The 14,792-nt window shown below is 67.6% G+C and carries 14 protein-coding genes and 1 riboswitch; of the genes, 8 read left to right on the top strand and 6 right to left on the bottom strand.

Annotated features, from left to right (window positions below; genetic code table 11):
- Nucleotides 1-484: 484 nt before the first annotated feature.
- Nucleotides 485-1,210: an InlB B-repeat-containing protein gene (locus BQ7355_RS02985; RefSeq protein WP_072414869.1), complete on the bottom strand. Its 726-nt coding sequence runs from the start codon at nucleotides 1,208-1,210 to the stop codon at nucleotides 485-487.
- A gap of 245 nt (nucleotides 1,211-1,455) precedes the next feature.
- Complete coding sequence (locus tag BQ7355_RS02980) at nucleotides 1,456-2,337, bottom strand: LytR/AlgR family response regulator transcription factor (RefSeq protein ID WP_072414868.1); 882 nt, start codon at nucleotides 2,335-2,337, stop codon at nucleotides 1,456-1,458.
- 327 nt (nucleotides 2,338-2,664) lie between these two features.
- Here BQ7355_RS02980 and larE point away from each other — a divergent pair, with 327 nt between their 5' ends.
- A complete protein-coding gene (gene larE / locus BQ7355_RS02975) occupies nucleotides 2,665-3,699 on the top strand; it encodes an ATP-dependent sacrificial sulfur transferase LarE (RefSeq protein ID WP_240307297.1) in 1,035 nt (344 codons plus the stop codon).
- 214 nt (nucleotides 3,700-3,913) lie between these two features.
- Here larE and BQ7355_RS02970 read toward each other — a convergent pair whose 3' ends face one another.
- Together BQ7355_RS02970 and BQ7355_RS02965 are read right to left on the bottom strand one after the other, a co-directional pair.
- Nucleotides 3,914-4,672 carry an SDR family NAD(P)-dependent oxidoreductase gene (locus BQ7355_RS02970; protein WP_072414867.1) on the bottom strand — a complete coding sequence of 253 codons (759 nt, stop codon included), beginning with the start codon at nucleotides 4,670-4,672 and terminating at the stop codon, nucleotides 3,914-3,916.
- Nucleotides 4,673-4,906: 234 nt separating this feature from the next.
- A complete protein-coding gene (locus tag BQ7355_RS02965) occupies nucleotides 4,907-5,680 on the bottom strand; it encodes a chloride channel protein (protein WP_072414866.1) in 774 nt (257 codons plus the stop codon).
- A gap of 26 nt (nucleotides 5,681-5,706) precedes the next feature.
- A riboswitch (Fluoride riboswitch) is annotated at nucleotides 5,707-5,786 on the bottom strand.
- Nucleotides 5,787-6,503: 717 nt separating this feature from the next.
- Here BQ7355_RS02965 and BQ7355_RS02960 point away from each other — a divergent pair.
- The 4 genes from BQ7355_RS02960 to BQ7355_RS09145 are packed head-to-tail and all read left to right on the top strand — an operon-like array spanning nucleotide 6,504 to nucleotide 8,102.
- Complete coding sequence (locus BQ7355_RS02960; RefSeq protein ID WP_072414865.1) at nucleotides 6,504-6,896, top strand: hypothetical protein; 393 nt, start codon at nucleotides 6,504-6,506, stop codon at nucleotides 6,894-6,896.
- Entirely contained in the window at nucleotides 6,896-7,576 is a 681-nt protein-coding gene (locus BQ7355_RS02955) for a hypothetical protein (protein ID WP_072414864.1), read from the top strand. Before BQ7355_RS02960 ends, BQ7355_RS02955 begins: the two co-directional genes overlap by 1 nt.
- A gap of 17 nt (nucleotides 7,577-7,593) precedes the next feature.
- Complete coding sequence (locus BQ7355_RS02950) at nucleotides 7,594-7,941, top strand: hypothetical protein (RefSeq protein ID WP_083581508.1); 348 nt, start codon at nucleotides 7,594-7,596, stop codon at nucleotides 7,939-7,941.
- The gene (locus BQ7355_RS09145; protein WP_156777694.1) at nucleotides 7,938-8,102 is read left to right on the top strand and encodes a hypothetical protein; all 165 of its coding nucleotides are present in this window, start codon (nucleotides 7,938-7,940) and stop codon (nucleotides 8,100-8,102) included. The genes BQ7355_RS02950 and BQ7355_RS09145 overlap by 4 nt, the downstream gene beginning before the upstream one ends.
- Here the strand turns inward: BQ7355_RS09145 and BQ7355_RS02945 are convergent.
- Nucleotides 8,099-8,314: a helix-turn-helix domain-containing protein gene (locus BQ7355_RS02945; protein WP_006721946.1), complete on the bottom strand. Its 216-nt coding sequence runs from the start codon at nucleotides 8,312-8,314 to the stop codon at nucleotides 8,099-8,101. The two genes, BQ7355_RS09145 and BQ7355_RS02945, sit on opposite strands and share 4 nt — an antisense overlap.
- A gap of 156 nt (nucleotides 8,315-8,470) precedes the next feature.
- Between BQ7355_RS02945 and BQ7355_RS02940 the strand changes: the two genes are divergently transcribed.
- From BQ7355_RS02940 to BQ7355_RS02930, 3 genes are all read left to right on the top strand, one after another.
- Complete coding sequence (locus tag BQ7355_RS02940) at nucleotides 8,471-12,202, top strand: CAP domain-containing protein (RefSeq protein WP_072414863.1); 3,732 nt, start codon at nucleotides 8,471-8,473, stop codon at nucleotides 12,200-12,202.
- A 64-nt stretch (nucleotides 12,203-12,266) separates the two neighbouring features.
- Nucleotides 12,267-13,280: a zinc-ribbon domain-containing protein gene (locus BQ7355_RS02935; protein WP_072414862.1), complete on the top strand. Its 1,014-nt coding sequence runs from the start codon at nucleotides 12,267-12,269 to the stop codon at nucleotides 13,278-13,280.
- Between the two features lie 168 nt (nucleotides 13,281-13,448).
- Entirely contained in the window at nucleotides 13,449-14,240 is a 792-nt protein-coding gene (locus tag BQ7355_RS02930; protein WP_072414861.1) for a hypothetical protein, read from the top strand.
- 239 nt (nucleotides 14,241-14,479) lie between these two features.
- On the opposite strand, the gene BQ7355_RS02925 is transcribed toward BQ7355_RS02930, so the two are convergent.
- The gene (locus BQ7355_RS02925; RefSeq protein ID WP_072414860.1) at nucleotides 14,480-14,755 is read right to left on the bottom strand and encodes a hypothetical protein; all 276 of its coding nucleotides are present in this window, start codon (nucleotides 14,753-14,755) and stop codon (nucleotides 14,480-14,482) included.
- Nucleotides 14,756-14,792 lie beyond the last annotated feature (37 nt).

The following is a 14,792-nucleotide window of genomic DNA, read 5'->3' as shown; positions in this document are numbered from 1 at the left end:
GTCCAGAGCCCCCGTCGGCGCACCACAGAATGTTATAAAATCACTAGCAATACCGACTCGACGAGGTTTTTGACCACATGTCGGGAGGCACACCTTAGCTTTAACCCTCTGCTTTCAGTAACTTGTATATATAATGCATATATGAATCGAAGTACGCCTATATTTTGCATATTGGTGTAATCATGCGTCGCCAACGTTCGCGGCAGCTGCCTGGCAGGAAGGGTCGTATTGGACAGCGGGCAGCGGGCGCAAAACTCCGCCCTTCGACATCCGGCTAGTTGCGCGTGAACGAGTCGTCATGCCAAGAAGCCTCGCGCCATCGCGAGAGATTCCCATGCGCTTCAGTACCGGATGACGTTGTGATCCAGAAACGAATGAGGGCCGTCGCCCTCAGGCGACGGCCCTCGAGAAATCTCCTGGGTTTTGCGCCCGCCCAAGCAGGAGCGCAAAGCGGCGTCACGGGCGCGCCGCTACGCCGCGCCCCCTACTCGCTGCGGCGACGGTGCGAGAACAGCCCAGCACCGATCGCAGCGACTCCGGCCGAGAACGCCGCGGCGATCAGCGCGAAGGCGTTATCGCCGGTCTGGACAAGCGCGTCCTTGTCGCCCGATCCGGGCTTGGAGCCGAGCTTGTTCGTAGGCTTCGTCGGCTTGTCCGCAGGCTTCTCGGTAGATCCGCCTTCGCCGGAGCCGTCATCGAGCTTCCTCCACTGAGCGCCGACCAGCAGATCGGAAGTCACGGGCTCCGTCGGATCGAATGCGTCGCCCCAGGTGCCAGCCGCCGCATCGTAAAGGAACCAACCGGAGAACTCGTAGCCCGCAAGCTGCGGGTCTTCCGGCAGATCCTCGGCGGAAACGACACCGCCCTTGGCGATACGCACCACGACGTGGTCGTCCTTGGGATCGATGCAGTCATCGAACGTAACCGTCACGGCCTCGAGCCTCTCGATCACGAGGTCCGCCGCGTCCACGCCCTGCTTGCCCTCGGCATCGAGGAAAAGCTCGTCGCACGCGGAACACCTGTAGTGCGCCTTAGTGCCCACGGCGTCAATGGTCGCCGCAACCTCGGTGACGGCCTCGAGCTCGTGGCCGAGGGCCGGGATCTTGCGAGACTCCTTCTCGCCGCACGTGGAGCACGTGCGCTCCTCGCGACCCGCCTCGGTACAGGTCGGCTCCTCGCTCACCTTCCATGCGCCATCGACGAACCTCATGAGCCGTCGTCTTTACACCGCCCCCCGTCTACATACCGCGCCGGAGCGCAAAACGTCCCGCAATTCTCGGAGACGCTTTCATGGCGCATGTCGTTTCTTCAAACTGAATGGACAGCAAGTCCTACAAGTGACATACCCCTCACTTACATAGGAATCCATGCACACGAGAGCAGCCTGCTCCAACTCGAGCCATGCCCAAAACTGCCCGCACCGAGATCGCCCGCGGCAGGCCACCTTTGCCTCCGCTAGTCGCGCGAGCCCGCCTCGCGGCCCACGGCCGTCGCGATCACCCAGTCGCGCACCTCCGCACGGCGACGGACCGGCACCGGAATGCGCTCCCCGTCTTTGAGCGCCAGCTCGTCGCCCTCGAGCCCGCGCACGTAATCGGCATTCACCAGGTACGACCGGTGTACGCGCATGAACTGCGAGCCCTCGAGCTCCGCCGCCATCTTGGAGATCGAACACGGAAGCGGCACCGTGCGACCCGCCATATGCGCCTCGCACGTCTTCGCCGTCGCGCGCACGTAGATCAGCTCGCCCGGGTCCACGGTCTGCACCGTCCCCTTGCTTTCGATGACCACCGGACCGGGGCGCGGCCCCGACACCAGGCCGTACTCGCTTTGCTCGATGATTCTCCGCACGTACTGATACGTCTGGGAGCTGATCTGAACCGGAAACACCTCGTCGTCCACAAGCTCGCTCCACTCGTTGGAGGAGTGCACGTAGAACGACATCCACACGCCCTCCTTTCGGCGTAGGAGCACCGTCAGCCTCTGATGAACCGCGGTAAGCATGGGCTTGTCCCCTTCGGAGAACAGGTCGTAGAACCCCGTGACCACCGCGAGCTCCGCCTCGTCGGGGTCGACTCCAGCCGGCATCGGCCGCACGTCGAAATACGCGTTCTTCATATGGAAGCTCGGCGTGGGGATATCCTGTCCGCATGCCCAGGTGAGCTCGCGCTTGCCGCGCACGACATCCGGTCCCGCCCCGATAAACATCACGTCGTCATCGGCCGTGCGCAACAGGGGCAGGTAGTTCTTGTGGTAATACGCATCGAGCGCCGCGTGCACCGTGCCGGCGATGCCATCGAAAGACCGCGCGGGCTCGAACGAACGCAGATCCGACATGGCTTCCCCCGATTCGATGCGGTCAAACGGCGCACAAGGCGACGGCGCGCACAGCGACCGGCCCTGCGCCCCCTCCCTCCCGATTATGGCAAATACCAAGCCGCCGTGCACGGCCCCCGGCGCAGGTGCCGGGCGTAAGACCCGACCGCGCCGCAAGGGACGCGCCTTTCCGGCGTGCCCCTTGCGCACCCCGGACGCCCGCCCCCTTGCGGCGCCTCCCTACGACGTGCGGGAGCTCTCGTGCGGGCCCTCCAGACTTCAAAGGACGACGGTGCACGCGGACTCCAGAACGGGTATCGTGTCCTTAGCTTCATGGAGAGGACGGGCATGGAATACACGGGGACCCAGATGCACGCGAAACCGTTCGCAGCCGAGGGCGGCACCGACTCCGAGCGGAACGGACGCGCCCACAGCGAGACCGACGGCAAGCTTACCCGCCTCGCGCGCGAGCTCGCCTCGCTGGGGCATATCGCGATCGCGTTCTCCGGCGGCGTGGACAGCACCTTCCTCGCGGCCGCCTGCGCGCGGACCGTGCCCGACCGCACGCTCCTCATCCACGCCGTCACGCCCTTCGTCGGGACCCCGGAGCTCGAAAGCTGCGCACGCGAGGCGACGCGTCTGGGCCTGCCCATCATGCACATCGAGCTCGACCCGCTCTCCGCCCCCGAAGTCGCCGCGAACCCCTCTGACCGCTGCTACCGCTGCAAGCGCCTGCTGATGGGCTCCGTGCTCGAGGCGGCGCGGGCCCACGGCTGCGACGTCGTGCTCGACGGCAGCAACGCCGACGACGCGGGCGACTACCGGCCGGGTATGCGGGCCGTGCGCGAGCTTGGCATTCGCTCGCCGCTCATGGATACCGGCTGGACCAAAGCGGAGGAGCGTTCCGTGCTGCGCGCCTGGGGACACGAGGTCTGGGACCTGCCGGCGGGGGCCTGCCTCGCGACGCGCGTCCCCTGCGGCGAGGCCCTTACGGCCACGAAGCTCGAAACGGTGCGGGCCTGCGAGGACTACCTGCACCGCCTCGGCCTCCCCGATGTCCGCGTCCGCCTTGCGGACGGCGTCGCCCAGGTCGAGGCGAACCGGGACGGGCTGGCACGCATCGAAGGGCTCGGGGGCGCGGAGCCGCCGCGCCCGGCGGCCGTCGATTCCCGCAGGGCCGCAAGCGACCTCCCGGCGACCGAGGCGCACGCCGTGTCCGACGCGCTCCCGGAACCGGGTGCCGTGGCCCTGCCCCCCGTGATCGTCCGCATCCTCATGGAGCTCGGGGCGCGCGAGGTGCGCCCCCTTGCCATCCCCTATCGACACGGGGCGATGAACGGCGCCGGCCCGGCGGAGAGCAACGCCCCCAAGGGAGACGCATGACGGCGCGACGGATCCGCAGGGCGCATCGGAATCCGGCCCGGCGGGCGGAAACTCCTCGTCCCGTGCGCTAACGCCAAGCAGGGAGGCGCACGCCGCCGATCGGATTGCCGTGCCGCGTGCCCGCCCGCATGAAAATCGCCCCGGAGGTCGTTTCCTCCAGGGCGACTGGGCAGCCTCTATCGAGCGTGCGCTTTGCGCGGGCGCGCGAAACCCCTTACAGCATGGAGCCGAAATCGCTCACGATGATCTGGCCGGTCAGGGCACGGGACTCGTCGGAAGCGAGGAACAGCGCGATGTTGGCGACGTCCTCGGCGGTGCAGGACGGGGTCTTCATGTTGCTGTGGGTCATCATGGCGCCGATCATGTCGGGATCGAGGTCGGCCGGGTTGGTGCCCATGGTCATCGGCGTGATGATGTTACCCGGGCAGATGGCGTTGCAGCGGATGCCCGCCGACTGGAAGCGCAGCGCGGTGTGCTTGGTGACGCCGATGACGGCGGCCTTGGTGGAGACGTACACGGCGCCGCCGCAGCCCTTCTCGCCGGCGACGGAGGCGATGTTCACCACGGAGGCGCCGGCCTCCATGCGCTTGGTGGCGGCGCGCATGCAGCGCATGGTGCCCTTCTGGTTGGTCTCGACGATCCAGTCGAGGTCCTCGTCGGTGAAGCGGTCGATGGGCTTGAGGCCCTTCTCGAGCACGCCGGCGTTGTTGACGAGGATATCGATCTTGCCGAACTTCTCGACGGCGGCGGCCATCAGGTTCTCGGGATCCTCGGGCTTGGAGATGTCGGTGGGGACGACGAGCGTCTCGCCGCCGGCCGCCTCGATCTCGGCGGAGACCTCCTCGAGCGCCGCGACGCGACGGGCGCTCATGACGACCTTCGCGCCCTCGGCGGCGAACAGCTTGGCGATAGCGGCGCCCACGCCGGAGTTAGCACCGGTGACGACGGCGACTTTGCCCTCAAGACGATTCATGTGGCTTCCTTTCTCTCTCGACCACAATCGCACTGCACCGTATCGTGCTGACGAATGCGCTGCAACGGAGATTCTGCCTGCGGCGAGACGGGTCTCGGCGGGCGGCAACGCGGGGACGGCATCGCCGGTATGGGACCCCTGCGTGTCGGGAGGCCGGCCGGCGAGCGGGGCCGCAATCGGATAACACGGAGGCGCCAGAGGCCGAGGTCCCGATACCCGGGCGCACACCTGGAGCTATCGCTGCTGACCCGAGTAGATCGTCTGATTGAAATTGACCGCGCACGCCACGGCGCATGCGATGGAGAACAGCCGAAGCGCTTCGTAGCCGAACACCTCGGCCCCGACGAGCGCCGGCGCGAGCAGCGCGTTGGTCGCTCCGCCGAACACCGCCGCATAGCCCAGGGCGGCGGCAAGGGCCGCATCGATCCCAAAGGGGACGGCAAGGACGCACCCCAGGCTCGCGCCGATGGAGAACAGCGGGGTGACCTCGCCGCCCTGGTAGCCCGCGACCAACGTCGCCACGGCGAGCAGCAGCTTGGCGAGCCAGTCGAGCGGCAAGACGCCCTCCCCCGCGACCCCAGCGGAGATCAGGTTCGTGCCCAGCCCCGCGTACCTGCCTCCGAACAACAGCAGGGTCGCGACGGCGACAGCGGACCCCATCGCGGCGACGCGCGAGAACGGGCTCATGAACATCGATGCAGACCACGCCTTGGCACGGGCAAGCAGCCATGCGAACCCCGCGCCCACCAGCCCGAACACGGCACCGAGCCCGAGCGTACTCGCCAGCAGCGCAGCGTCGATCGCGCCCGGAAGGGAAAACGCCACCGCGAACTTCTCGAGACCCAGTGCGCCCGACGTCGCGCTCGCGCCCAGCAGTGCCGGCAGCAGCGTCCTACCGAACAGCGCATCGACGGCGCCGACGGCGACGCCCATCGGCAGGGCGATGGCGCACGGGACGATCAGGCTGGAAATGAAGCGGCCCAAAGCCGCGGTGCGCGCAGACGACATGGATGGCCTCCCGAAGACGTGGGTCCACACAAGCAGAAGCCATCAGCCAACAGGGCGGTTTTCGGGGAGTACGCCCCGAGCGGAGAGCCTCATTCCGCAGGATTGAGCATAGCGCCTCGTGGGAGCACGCGTCGAACGCAGGCAGCGATCCGGGGGCGCACATGCCTCATGAGGCCAACAGCGGCCGACCAAAGCCGCGAATCACCCGCATGGGTCGAGGAACGGTAACAAAAAAGCTCGGGAGCCTTTCGGCTCCCGAGCTGCACATTCTTGGTCGCGGGGGCAGGATTTGAACCTACGACCTCCGGGCAATGCAGAACATAATTAAGTATCCCGAGGTATCACGCTTAACACCGCTGTTTACCTGCTGAGATTCATCAAACTAGTCTCACGCCGTATCACGCTGGATCACTGAAAATCATGGCGAGTTAGACCATTTTGGAGACCATTCTTTCGACCCCGTCGCCATCCGAATGCCATCGAAACTCTGCAAGGGTCAGTTTCCCTGGCCCTCTCCAACCCTTCCTGCTTCCGTTGATAATCCGCCCCCTCTCGTTGATGAAAACAGTATACATATTTTCATCATGCTGGCCCGTTCCCATGGGCTGCGCCTCCGCTCTGGCCCCGGGCGGAGGTCCCGTGATCCGACGAAGGGAGATGTCTAACTAAAATTAGACACTTTTGATCGGTTAGCCTGGAACCAATGAGCTTGCGTCGCCTTAATCCTGCAGCCTTCATCATCTGAGCGCTGCGCCCCGCCGCGCTCACGGACACCCTCCCGACAGGGGGCGGAAGCCCCGCGATCCGACGGAGGGAGAAGATCATGCGGAGGGGAGCAAGGGCGATCACGCTGCGCGCGGCGACGGCGGCGGAGCAGGTCGCCGCGACGGCGCTCGCCATGGGAGGACTCGACGTGAGCCCGAGGGCGTACCGCCCGGCCGCGACCGGGGCGCTGGGCGCCGCCATCATCGTCAGGGGCGCCTCGACGCCGTGGACCGTCGCGGCGGTCGAGGAGGAGCGCGGCGACGGGCTCGCCGAGGCCCGGGCCGAGGGGAGGGCGCGGGCCCTCGCCCGCCTCTTCTGCGCGGAGTTCCGCACCCCGCCCCACACCGTGAGCGCGGACGCGGTCACGGTCGAGTTCACCGGCGCCTCGACGGCGGCGGTCTCGCGCAGGGCGGGAGTCTGGTTCGACGACGAGGCGGAGGGGGCTGCCTGATGGGAAACCGAGCGATCATCACAACCAAGAAGCGAGACCTGGGCGTCTACCTGCACTGGAACGGGGGCAGGGACTCCGTCGGGGCGTTCCTCGAGTACTGCGAGCTGAGGGGCTTCCGCGCACCGGACAGCGACACCTACGGCTGGGCGAGGCTCTGCCAGGTCATCTGCAACTACATGGGCGCCGAGGGGCTCTCCGTGGGCATCTCGCGCTACGAGGGCGACGCGCGCATGGACCCCGGCGACAACGGCATCTACGTCATCGAGGGGTGGCGCATCGCCCGCCGCCTGACGACGGAGTACGGCCCCGGCTGGGAGCCGGCGGGGATGCGGGAGGTCCGCCCCGAGGAGGAGCAGGACGTGTACCCCCGCGCCGAGATGCTGCGCGACATCGACGCCGCCCAGCCCGAGGACCAGAGGCTCGGGGCCTACCTCGACGCCGAGGAGGTGCCCGCCTCCGGGGTCGTCCCGGGCGACGAGGTGTTCATGCGGCGGGTCGACGGGCGCTTCGAGGCGTACCCGGTGGCCGGCGTCGGCGACGGCCGCGTCGTGAACGGGCTCGACACTTCGGGCGTGCCCTACGTGGCGATGTACGGGGCCGACGACGCCGGCTGGTCGGGCAACATCAACAACTACCTGCTCACGCCGACGGTGCGCAGGGTGCCGGTCCGCGCGATCTAGGGAGGAGGCCGACAGCTGTGCTGGAAGACGGGAAGGCGGGGCCCATAGGCCGCGACACCATGGACGGCATCCTGGCGGTGACGGGCGAGCTGAGGGCGCGCGTGCGGCGGGCCTTCGAGCCGTTCGAGGGCGTCTACCGGATCGACGACCTCGGCGAGTACGTCTCCGAGGACGACTGGCGCGAGGTCTGGGGCGGACGCCCGGCATGGCACGAGAAGGCGTGGATGCTCGCGGACAACGGGCGGTGGTCGGCGGCCGAGGTCGCGGCGATGTCCCCGGAGGAGATCGAGGCGGCCTACGGCGACCCGGCGTTCGAGCCCGAGGTGGCCTTCTACACCGAGGCCGACGAGAAGGGAGAGCTGTGATGGAAGCGGAAGCGGGAAAGCGCCTCGCCCGGGCGCTCCTCGAGGAGCTGGCGGCGGTCGCCTCGGACGACTCGAGCGACCCCGCATGGGTGCGGGGGTATGTCGCCGGGATCGCGAACGCGGCGAAGATCGCGCTCGAGCTCGAGGACGAGGCGGGTTAGAAGTCGACGAGGTCGCGCACCCTCACGCCAAGGGAGTCCGCGATGACGCACAAGATGTCGAAGCCGACGCTCACGCGACCGGTCTCGATCTCCCATAGATAGTTGTGCGAGGTCCCAACCATAGCGGCGAACTGGCGCATCGAGTGTCCGGCCTCGATGCGCCTCGCCTTGATGTTCCTGCCGAGCCTCAGGCGGCGCTCCTTCTTTTCCATTTCCCGAGCGTAACCGCTTGAAACAGTCCACCGGTTCGCTATCATTAACCATGTACTATTAGGTTCGCTATAGCGAACCACAAGCGAGGGAGAGAAAGCCGGATGGGAAAGTACCAACCGAGACACATGGCGCCCAAGGCGCAGAGAGGAGTCGATATGAACAAGCTGGGGAGCCGCGCCCTCGTAGGCGCGCTGACCGTCGCGATGGTGGCGCCGAGCGCGCTCGCGCCCATCTCGCAGGCGGTGGCGGCTGAGGCGCCCGCGATCGAGCGCGTCACCGTCGACACGAGCTTCAGTAGCGCCGCCCAGCGCATCATCAAGGGCGAGGGCCGCATGACGGCAGAGGAGCTCAAGGCCGCGATCGATGAGGCCGCGAAGGCCCTTGATGCGGCAAAGGCCGACGCCGCCCGCGCCGAGGGCGCCGACGCCCAGCAGGCAACGGTCGTCGCGAACGCGAAGCAGTCCTACGACGGCGCCTCTGCCGCCGCGAGCCAGGCCGACGCCGCGAAGGTCGCCGAGCTCGAGCGCCAGATCGAGGCGCTCAACGCCGAGCTCGCCGCCGCCCAGCAGAAGGTCGAGGACCTGAACCGCCAGTCCTCAGATGCGAGCGCCGCGCTCGAGGGCCTCGAGACCGACAAGGTAGCGGCCGAGAAGAACCAGACGCAAGCGCAGACCGCGCTCGATGAGGCCAACGAGGCGCTGAAGGAGGCGCAAGCGGCCCTCGACGCGCTCGGCGAGAACCCGACCGCCGACGAGCAGGCCGCCTACGACGAGGCGAAGAAGGCCTACGACGAGGCCGTCGCGGACCAGCAGGCCAAGCAGCAGGCCGCCGACGAGGCGAAGGCCGCGCTCGATCAGCTCAACGCCAAGCTGGCCTCCAAGCAGGGCGAGCTGGCAGCAGCCCAGAGCGATCTCGCGGGCAAGCAGGCCGCGAAGACACAGGCCGACGAGGCGCTCGCGAGCGCGAAGGCGAACTACGCCGCCACCGTCGAGGCCATCAAGGGCGAGCTCGTCGCCGACGAGAAGGCCGCGCTCGAGGCCGCGACCGGCGAGCAGGCGAACGCCCAGGCCGCCTACGACGCCGTCAAGGACGGCGAGGACGAGGGGGCCATCGCGAGCGCCAAGGCCGCGCTCGACGCCGCCAACGAGAAGCTGAGCGCAGCCCAGACGGCCTACGATACGGCCGTCGCCGGCGCCGGCACGCAAGCCGAGGCCGAGGCCGCATCGGCGATCCAAGAGAAGCAGCAGGCCGCCGACGCCGCCGCGGCCGCGCTCGCCGAGGCCGAGAACAAGATCGCCACGCTCCCCGGCCAGATCGAGGGCATCGACGCCCAGATCGCGTCCGAGCAGGCCAAGGTGGCCGAGGCGCAGGACGCGCTCGATGCCGCGAACGGCCTCGTGAACCAGAAGCAGGAGGCGTTCGATATCGCCGCGGCTGCGCTCGAGGACCTCGCCGAGGCCCAGCGCCAGTGGGACGAGAAGGCCAAGCCCCTCCAGGAGGCCGTCGAGACGGCCAAGCAGGGCGTCGAGGCCGCCAAGCAGACGCTCACCGAGGCGCAACAGAAGGTCGCCGACCTCAAGAGCCAGATCGACGGCGTCCAGAAGCAGATCGACGAGATCACCGGGGGCATCGACCAGGGCACCGAGGCCATGATGGATGACTTCGTCGACTTCCTCGAGTGGTACAACGCCAAGTTCACCACCAGCAGCGGGAAGCCCGTCGATATCGAACGTGGCTATCTGGCCGACGCCTATCACCTCCTCACCGGCACGGGCGGTCCTTTCTACGACTACGAGCTCGATGACGGCACGCTGCTCTCCGACTACACCCATGTGGGCAAGGAGGGCGATGCGACCGACCTCGACAACGTCAAGGCGTCGCTCGAGATCATCCAGCACACGAACGAGCTGCGCGAGGCCGCGGGCCTCAAGCCCATCCAGATCTCGATCAACCTCATGGCCGCCTCGATGCTCCAGGCCAACTGGTCGGCATCTCACATCGACCACGTCCAAAATCACATGGCCGAGAAGACTCCCGACGGCTACGTTGAAAACCCATACGGTTTCGGCATCGCGGAGAACCTCGCCTGGGGCCATGCCAACGGCAAGGGTGCCGTCGACAGCTGGTACTCCGAGAAATCCATCTGGGAGAAGTTCTGCGCCGAGAAGGGCTGGACGACCACCGACGCCACCGCCTGGTCGGTCTACATGCAGCACCAATCCGAAGTCGACAATGACACCTACTCCAAGGTCGGTCACTACCTGAACCTCATGAACCCCGATTACCGCATGACCGGCGCGGCCATCAACACCGTGCCCGGTGGCAACCGGTACGGCAGCACCTACGGTCAGGTGTACGACACCGACAACCAGATCTATGCCGGCTGGCCAGGAATAACCGAAGGTGGCTATAGCAAACTCACCGACCTGCTGTTCAAGGGTGAGTTCGAGTTCTACCCCGAGGACATCCTCGCGCTCATCGACGAGGCCATCCAAGAAACCGCCGAGAACGGCGGGGCGTCCGACGAGACGCTTCAGAAGCTCCAGGCCAAGCTCGCCGAGCTCGAGCAGCAGAAGGCCGCGGCCGAGGGCGAGGTGGCTGATGCCCAGAACGGCGTCACGTCTGCCAATGAGACTCTTACGCAGGCGAACGACAACCTTGCCGCCATCGGCGCGCGCCCGACCGAGGACGGCCTGCAAGCCGCCTACGACAAGGCCGAGCAGGAGCTGAACGCGGCCAAGCAGGCCAAGTCCGACGCCCAGGAGAACCTGACCAACGTCACCTCCGAGGTGAACCAGAAGGTCGAGGAGCTCAACGGCCGGAAGTCCGAGCTCGAGGGCCAGCTTACCCAGGCCCAGGGCCAGCTCGAGGGCCTGCGCGACGCCTCCGAGACCGCCGCGCGCGAGCTCGAGGAGACGAAGGCCTCCTACAAGAGCCTCACCGACGCCGCCACGGCGCTCGATGCCGCCCAGGCCAATGCGGCCGAGGCGGACGACGCCTACGACAAGGCGAACGCGCTCGTGGACGACCTCAACACCCAGATCGAGGCCCTGAACACCCAGATCGAGGCCGCCGAGGCCGACTACGACCAGAAGAAGGCCGCAGCAGAGGCCGCCGGCCCCACCACGGAGCAGACCGAGGCGTTGAACGACGCCGAGGCCGCACTCGAGGCCAAGAGGCAGCAGGTCGCCCAGCTCGAGCGCGACCGCGACGCGGCAAAGAACACGGCCGATGAGGCCGCGGCGGCCAAGGCCGAGGTCGACGCCCTCGTGGACGCCATCATGGCCGACATCGAGGAGCAGACGGGCATCAAGCAGGCCGCCGAGGCCGCGCTTCCGCAAGCCCAGGCCAAGGCCGACGCGTGGGCTGCCGCGCTGCCGGACGCCGACGCGGTGAAGGACGCCGTCCTGAACGGCGGCACCTCCGACGACGCGGACGTGAAGGCCGCGCTCGATGCGGCGCACCTCGCCTACGAGGAGAAGGCCGTGCTCGCCGAGATGGCCGCCGACCGCCTCGCGGAGGCGAAGGCCGCCTACGAGGCCGCGCTCAAGGACAAGGACGCCACCGCAGCCGAGCTCGCCGAGAAGAAGGCGGCGCTCGCCGACGCGCAGGCCGCCTACGACGAGCTCGTGGCGCTGCTGCCCGAAAAGAAGCCCGAGCAGCCCGAGGTCACGCCCGGCAAGCCCGAGCAGGGCACGGAGCAGGGCGGCATGACACAGGCCGGCTACGACGTGGCCGCGCCCGAGGCCACGGCCAAGGCCGCGCAGTCCGGCGACGACCTGCCGCAGACGGGCGACGCGGCGGGCGCCATGATCGCGGGCGTCGTGCTCGCGGGCATGGCCGCGATGGGCGCGGGCGCGCACTTCCGTCGCAGGAACCAACTGTAAAGACATCCGATTCCGAGGGGCCCGCCCATGCGCCGGGCCCCTTACCAACTTGAAAGGAGGCAGTATGTTCTGTCCCAAATGCGGAAAGAAGGCCCCGGAAGGCTCCTCGTTCTGCCCGTCTTGCGGCTCGCCCCTCACCGAGAAGGAGTCGACCGTCAACGTGGAATCCACGCCGGACGATTCATCGGAGCCCAGTCTCGCACCCGCTCCCATGAAGAAAAAGCGATCGAAGAGGCCGCTCATCGCGGCAGTCGCCATCGCGCTCGTCGCGGTGGGCGGCTTCATGTGCATCCGCGCGCTCGCGGCACCCAAGGAGGACCCCCATGTCACCAAGCAGGCCGAATCGGGCGTCGAGGAGGAAGCGTACGAGGACCTCGAGGTGAGCGGGATCAAGGCCGACGACGAGGAGGGCCTCGGCCGCTGCGTGAAGCTCACCGTCACCAACAACACCGACGAAATCGCGCGGAACGTCGAGATCACGGCGACGGGCGATTTCGAGATCGTCGACGAGTACGGCGACAAGGACAAGACGCAACTCGAGATGAAGCTCTCCTGCTGGTCGCCAGGTTACGGCACGAACGGGACCATCGCCTACCTGATGCCGGGCGAGAACGAGGTCGTGCTGCTCGCCGAGAAAGGGGACGGCACGGTGGCTTCCTACACGCCCGAAAACGGTGACGAGCAGAAGTTCGGCCTCGAGGATGCAAGCGACATCGAGATTGAGACCGGCGGCTGGGAGCAGCTCGAGCAGAACTACGACATCCTCACCCCGGAGGAGTGCGACCTCACCATCGACATCGCGCCGGACGGGAAGCTGAGCGGGACTATCACGAACAACACCGAGGACAGGTGGCGCAAAGCCGAGGTCTTCCTGCGCGCGGAGGACGGGAACGGCGGCCCGGGCGGAGCCCTTCTGAAAATGGGGAGCGACGACTTGTGGACGTCGTTCAGCTACGCCGACGTCTACGCGGAGTACGTGAAGCCGGGGGCCACCGTCGACCTCGTATCGGAGGTCGGGGCAAGAAGCGAGGCGCCGCGAGCCGAGGCGATATACGTCCTCGTGGAGAAGGACGTCTAGCCGCCACGCCCCAGCACGACGTGGTCGCGGCGAACGACGATGCCGCCGTGCGCGGCGGTATGCCGAGAATCCGCTCGCCCCGGCCGTTGCCGGCTGAGGGACGGGGCGCGGGGCCGACGCTCTATCGTCGGCCCCTTTTTTGTCGACAAGGGCAGAAAGGAGCAAATCATGACAGGGAGCAGGAGGGCGGCGGCGCTCGGGCTCGTCGCGGTACTGGGGCTCGCCGGGTGCGCGCCGGGCGCCGCGGGGAGCGGCTCGCAGGGATCGGGGCCGGCGGAGGGATCGGCGGCCAGGCAGGAGGCGGCTCCGAAAGAGGAGGCCGAGCCCGTCGCCGAGCACGACTACGAGACCGAATGGTTCTACGTGGACGTGCCCGACGGCTGGACCTACAGCGAGGACGGCGGCCCGAACACGTGGTTCGTCGAGGGCCCGACGGAGGCGGACGACGGGGCCGTCGAGTACCGCTTCCATGTGACCGGCGCGAACGTCGGTGCGGACGGCAACGTTGGCGGCGACACCGTGATCGTGGGCGGCCCCCGGCTGGAGCAGTACAGCACGGACGTCGGTCCCGCGCCGGACGGGACTGCGGTGTACCTCTTCGGCGTCGGCGCGCCCTTCTTCGCCACGGACGGCCGCTTCGAAGGGGACGACTTCGTCACCATCGTCAACGGCGTGACCGACCCCGACCTTGCGACCATCGCGCTCAAGACCGCCGAGGCGGAGGATTCCGGCGCACCGTCCGTCGACGAGGCCTTCGTCGCCAAGGCTCGCTCCGGGCTCAGCGTGCCCGACGACCCGTCCATCACGTACTCCGTGGACGGCCCGTTCCTGTGGGAGGCGGAGGGGAAGTACCTCCCCTTCATCGAGTTCTATCAAAATGGCGAGCCGGTCGCCTCCGCTCTGTGCTGGGAGGACGGCACGCCCGCCCGCAGCATCTACGCCTATACCGCCCCCGAGTAGGGGCGCGGGCTGAGCGGAATAGGCGGGGTCGATTATCGGCCCCGCTTTTTCTTGCGCGCGTCGGCGCGTCCCGCAGCGCGGGGCCCGCTCCATTTTTTATCAGGCGCGATGCTGTCCGTGCCGCGAGCCAAAAGCCGGCGCGTTCGTCGGGCGTATCGCCCAGGGGAGTCTTCGGCTCACAAGCTCGAGGCCCGATGCTGGGGGCGGGACCGGTACGAAGCGGCCCCGCCCCCAGCCCGCTAGGCGCACTCGCCGCCCGGCTGATCGCTGAGCCGCTCGTTCTCCTCCAAGAGCCTCGCGCAACGCTTCTCCTGCCGCTCGAGGCGTTCCGCCAGGGAGTCCTCGCTGAGGTAGCACTCCAGGATGAAGCTGACGATGAGCTCGGGCGCCGGTTGCCCGATGTAGGTGATGAGGTCCATGCAGAGCTCCGCCAGCCGGTCGCGGCTCGCCGTGCTGAGCGCGTACGCCAGGCGCGGGTACTTGTCGGCGACCGTCTCCAAATCGTATTTGCGCATCTTTGTCACCTCCCTTCGTCTCCCTCGCTGGCTTTCT

Source organism: Collinsella phocaeensis, assembly GCF_900119895.1.
GTDB classification, from domain to species: Bacteria; Actinomycetota; Coriobacteriia; order Coriobacteriales; family Coriobacteriaceae; genus Collinsella; species Collinsella phocaeensis.
Note: the sequence above shows the minus strand (reverse complement) of the source record. Positions and strands in the feature narration are given on the sequence as shown.

Excerpts from the sequence above, each read along its gene's own strand:
- BQ7355_RS02970 (WP_072414867.1), bottom strand. The coding sequence starts at position 4,672 with ATGAATCGTCTTGAGGGCAAAGTCGCCGTCGTCACCGGTGCTAACTCC.
- BQ7355_RS02960 (WP_072414865.1), top strand. The coding sequence starts at position 6,504 with ATGCGGAGGGGAGCAAGGGCGATCACGCTGCGCGCGGCGACGGCGGCG.
- BQ7355_RS02985 (WP_072414869.1), bottom strand. The coding sequence starts at position 1,210 with ATGAGGTTCGTCGATGGCGCATGGAAGGTGAGCGAGGAGCCGACCTGT.
- BQ7355_RS02945 (WP_006721946.1), bottom strand. The coding sequence starts at position 8,314 with ATGGAAAAGAAGGAGCGCCGCCTGAGGCTCGGCAGGAACATCAAGGCG.
- larE (WP_240307297.1), top strand. The coding sequence starts at position 2,665 with ATGGAATACACGGGGACCCAGATGCACGCGAAACCGTTCGCAGCCGAG.
- BQ7355_RS02940 (WP_072414863.1), top strand. The coding sequence starts at position 8,471 with ATGAACAAGCTGGGGAGCCGCGCCCTCGTAGGCGCGCTGACCGTCGCG.
- BQ7355_RS02955 (WP_072414864.1), top strand. The coding sequence starts at position 6,896 with ATGGGAAACCGAGCGATCATCACAACCAAGAAGCGAGACCTGGGCGTC.
- BQ7355_RS02980 (WP_072414868.1), bottom strand. The coding sequence starts at position 2,337 with ATGTCGGATCTGCGTTCGTTCGAGCCCGCGCGGTCTTTCGATGGCATC.
- BQ7355_RS02925 (WP_072414860.1), bottom strand. The coding sequence starts at position 14,755 with ATGCGCAAATACGATTTGGAGACGGTCGCCGACAAGTACCCGCGCCTG.
- BQ7355_RS02930 (WP_072414861.1), top strand. The coding sequence starts at position 13,449 with ATGACAGGGAGCAGGAGGGCGGCGGCGCTCGGGCTCGTCGCGGTACTG.
- BQ7355_RS02965 (WP_072414866.1), bottom strand. The coding sequence starts at position 5,680 with ATGTCGTCTGCGCGCACCGCGGCTTTGGGCCGCTTCATTTCCAGCCTG.
- BQ7355_RS02935 (WP_072414862.1), top strand. The coding sequence starts at position 12,267 with ATGTTCTGTCCCAAATGCGGAAAGAAGGCCCCGGAAGGCTCCTCGTTC.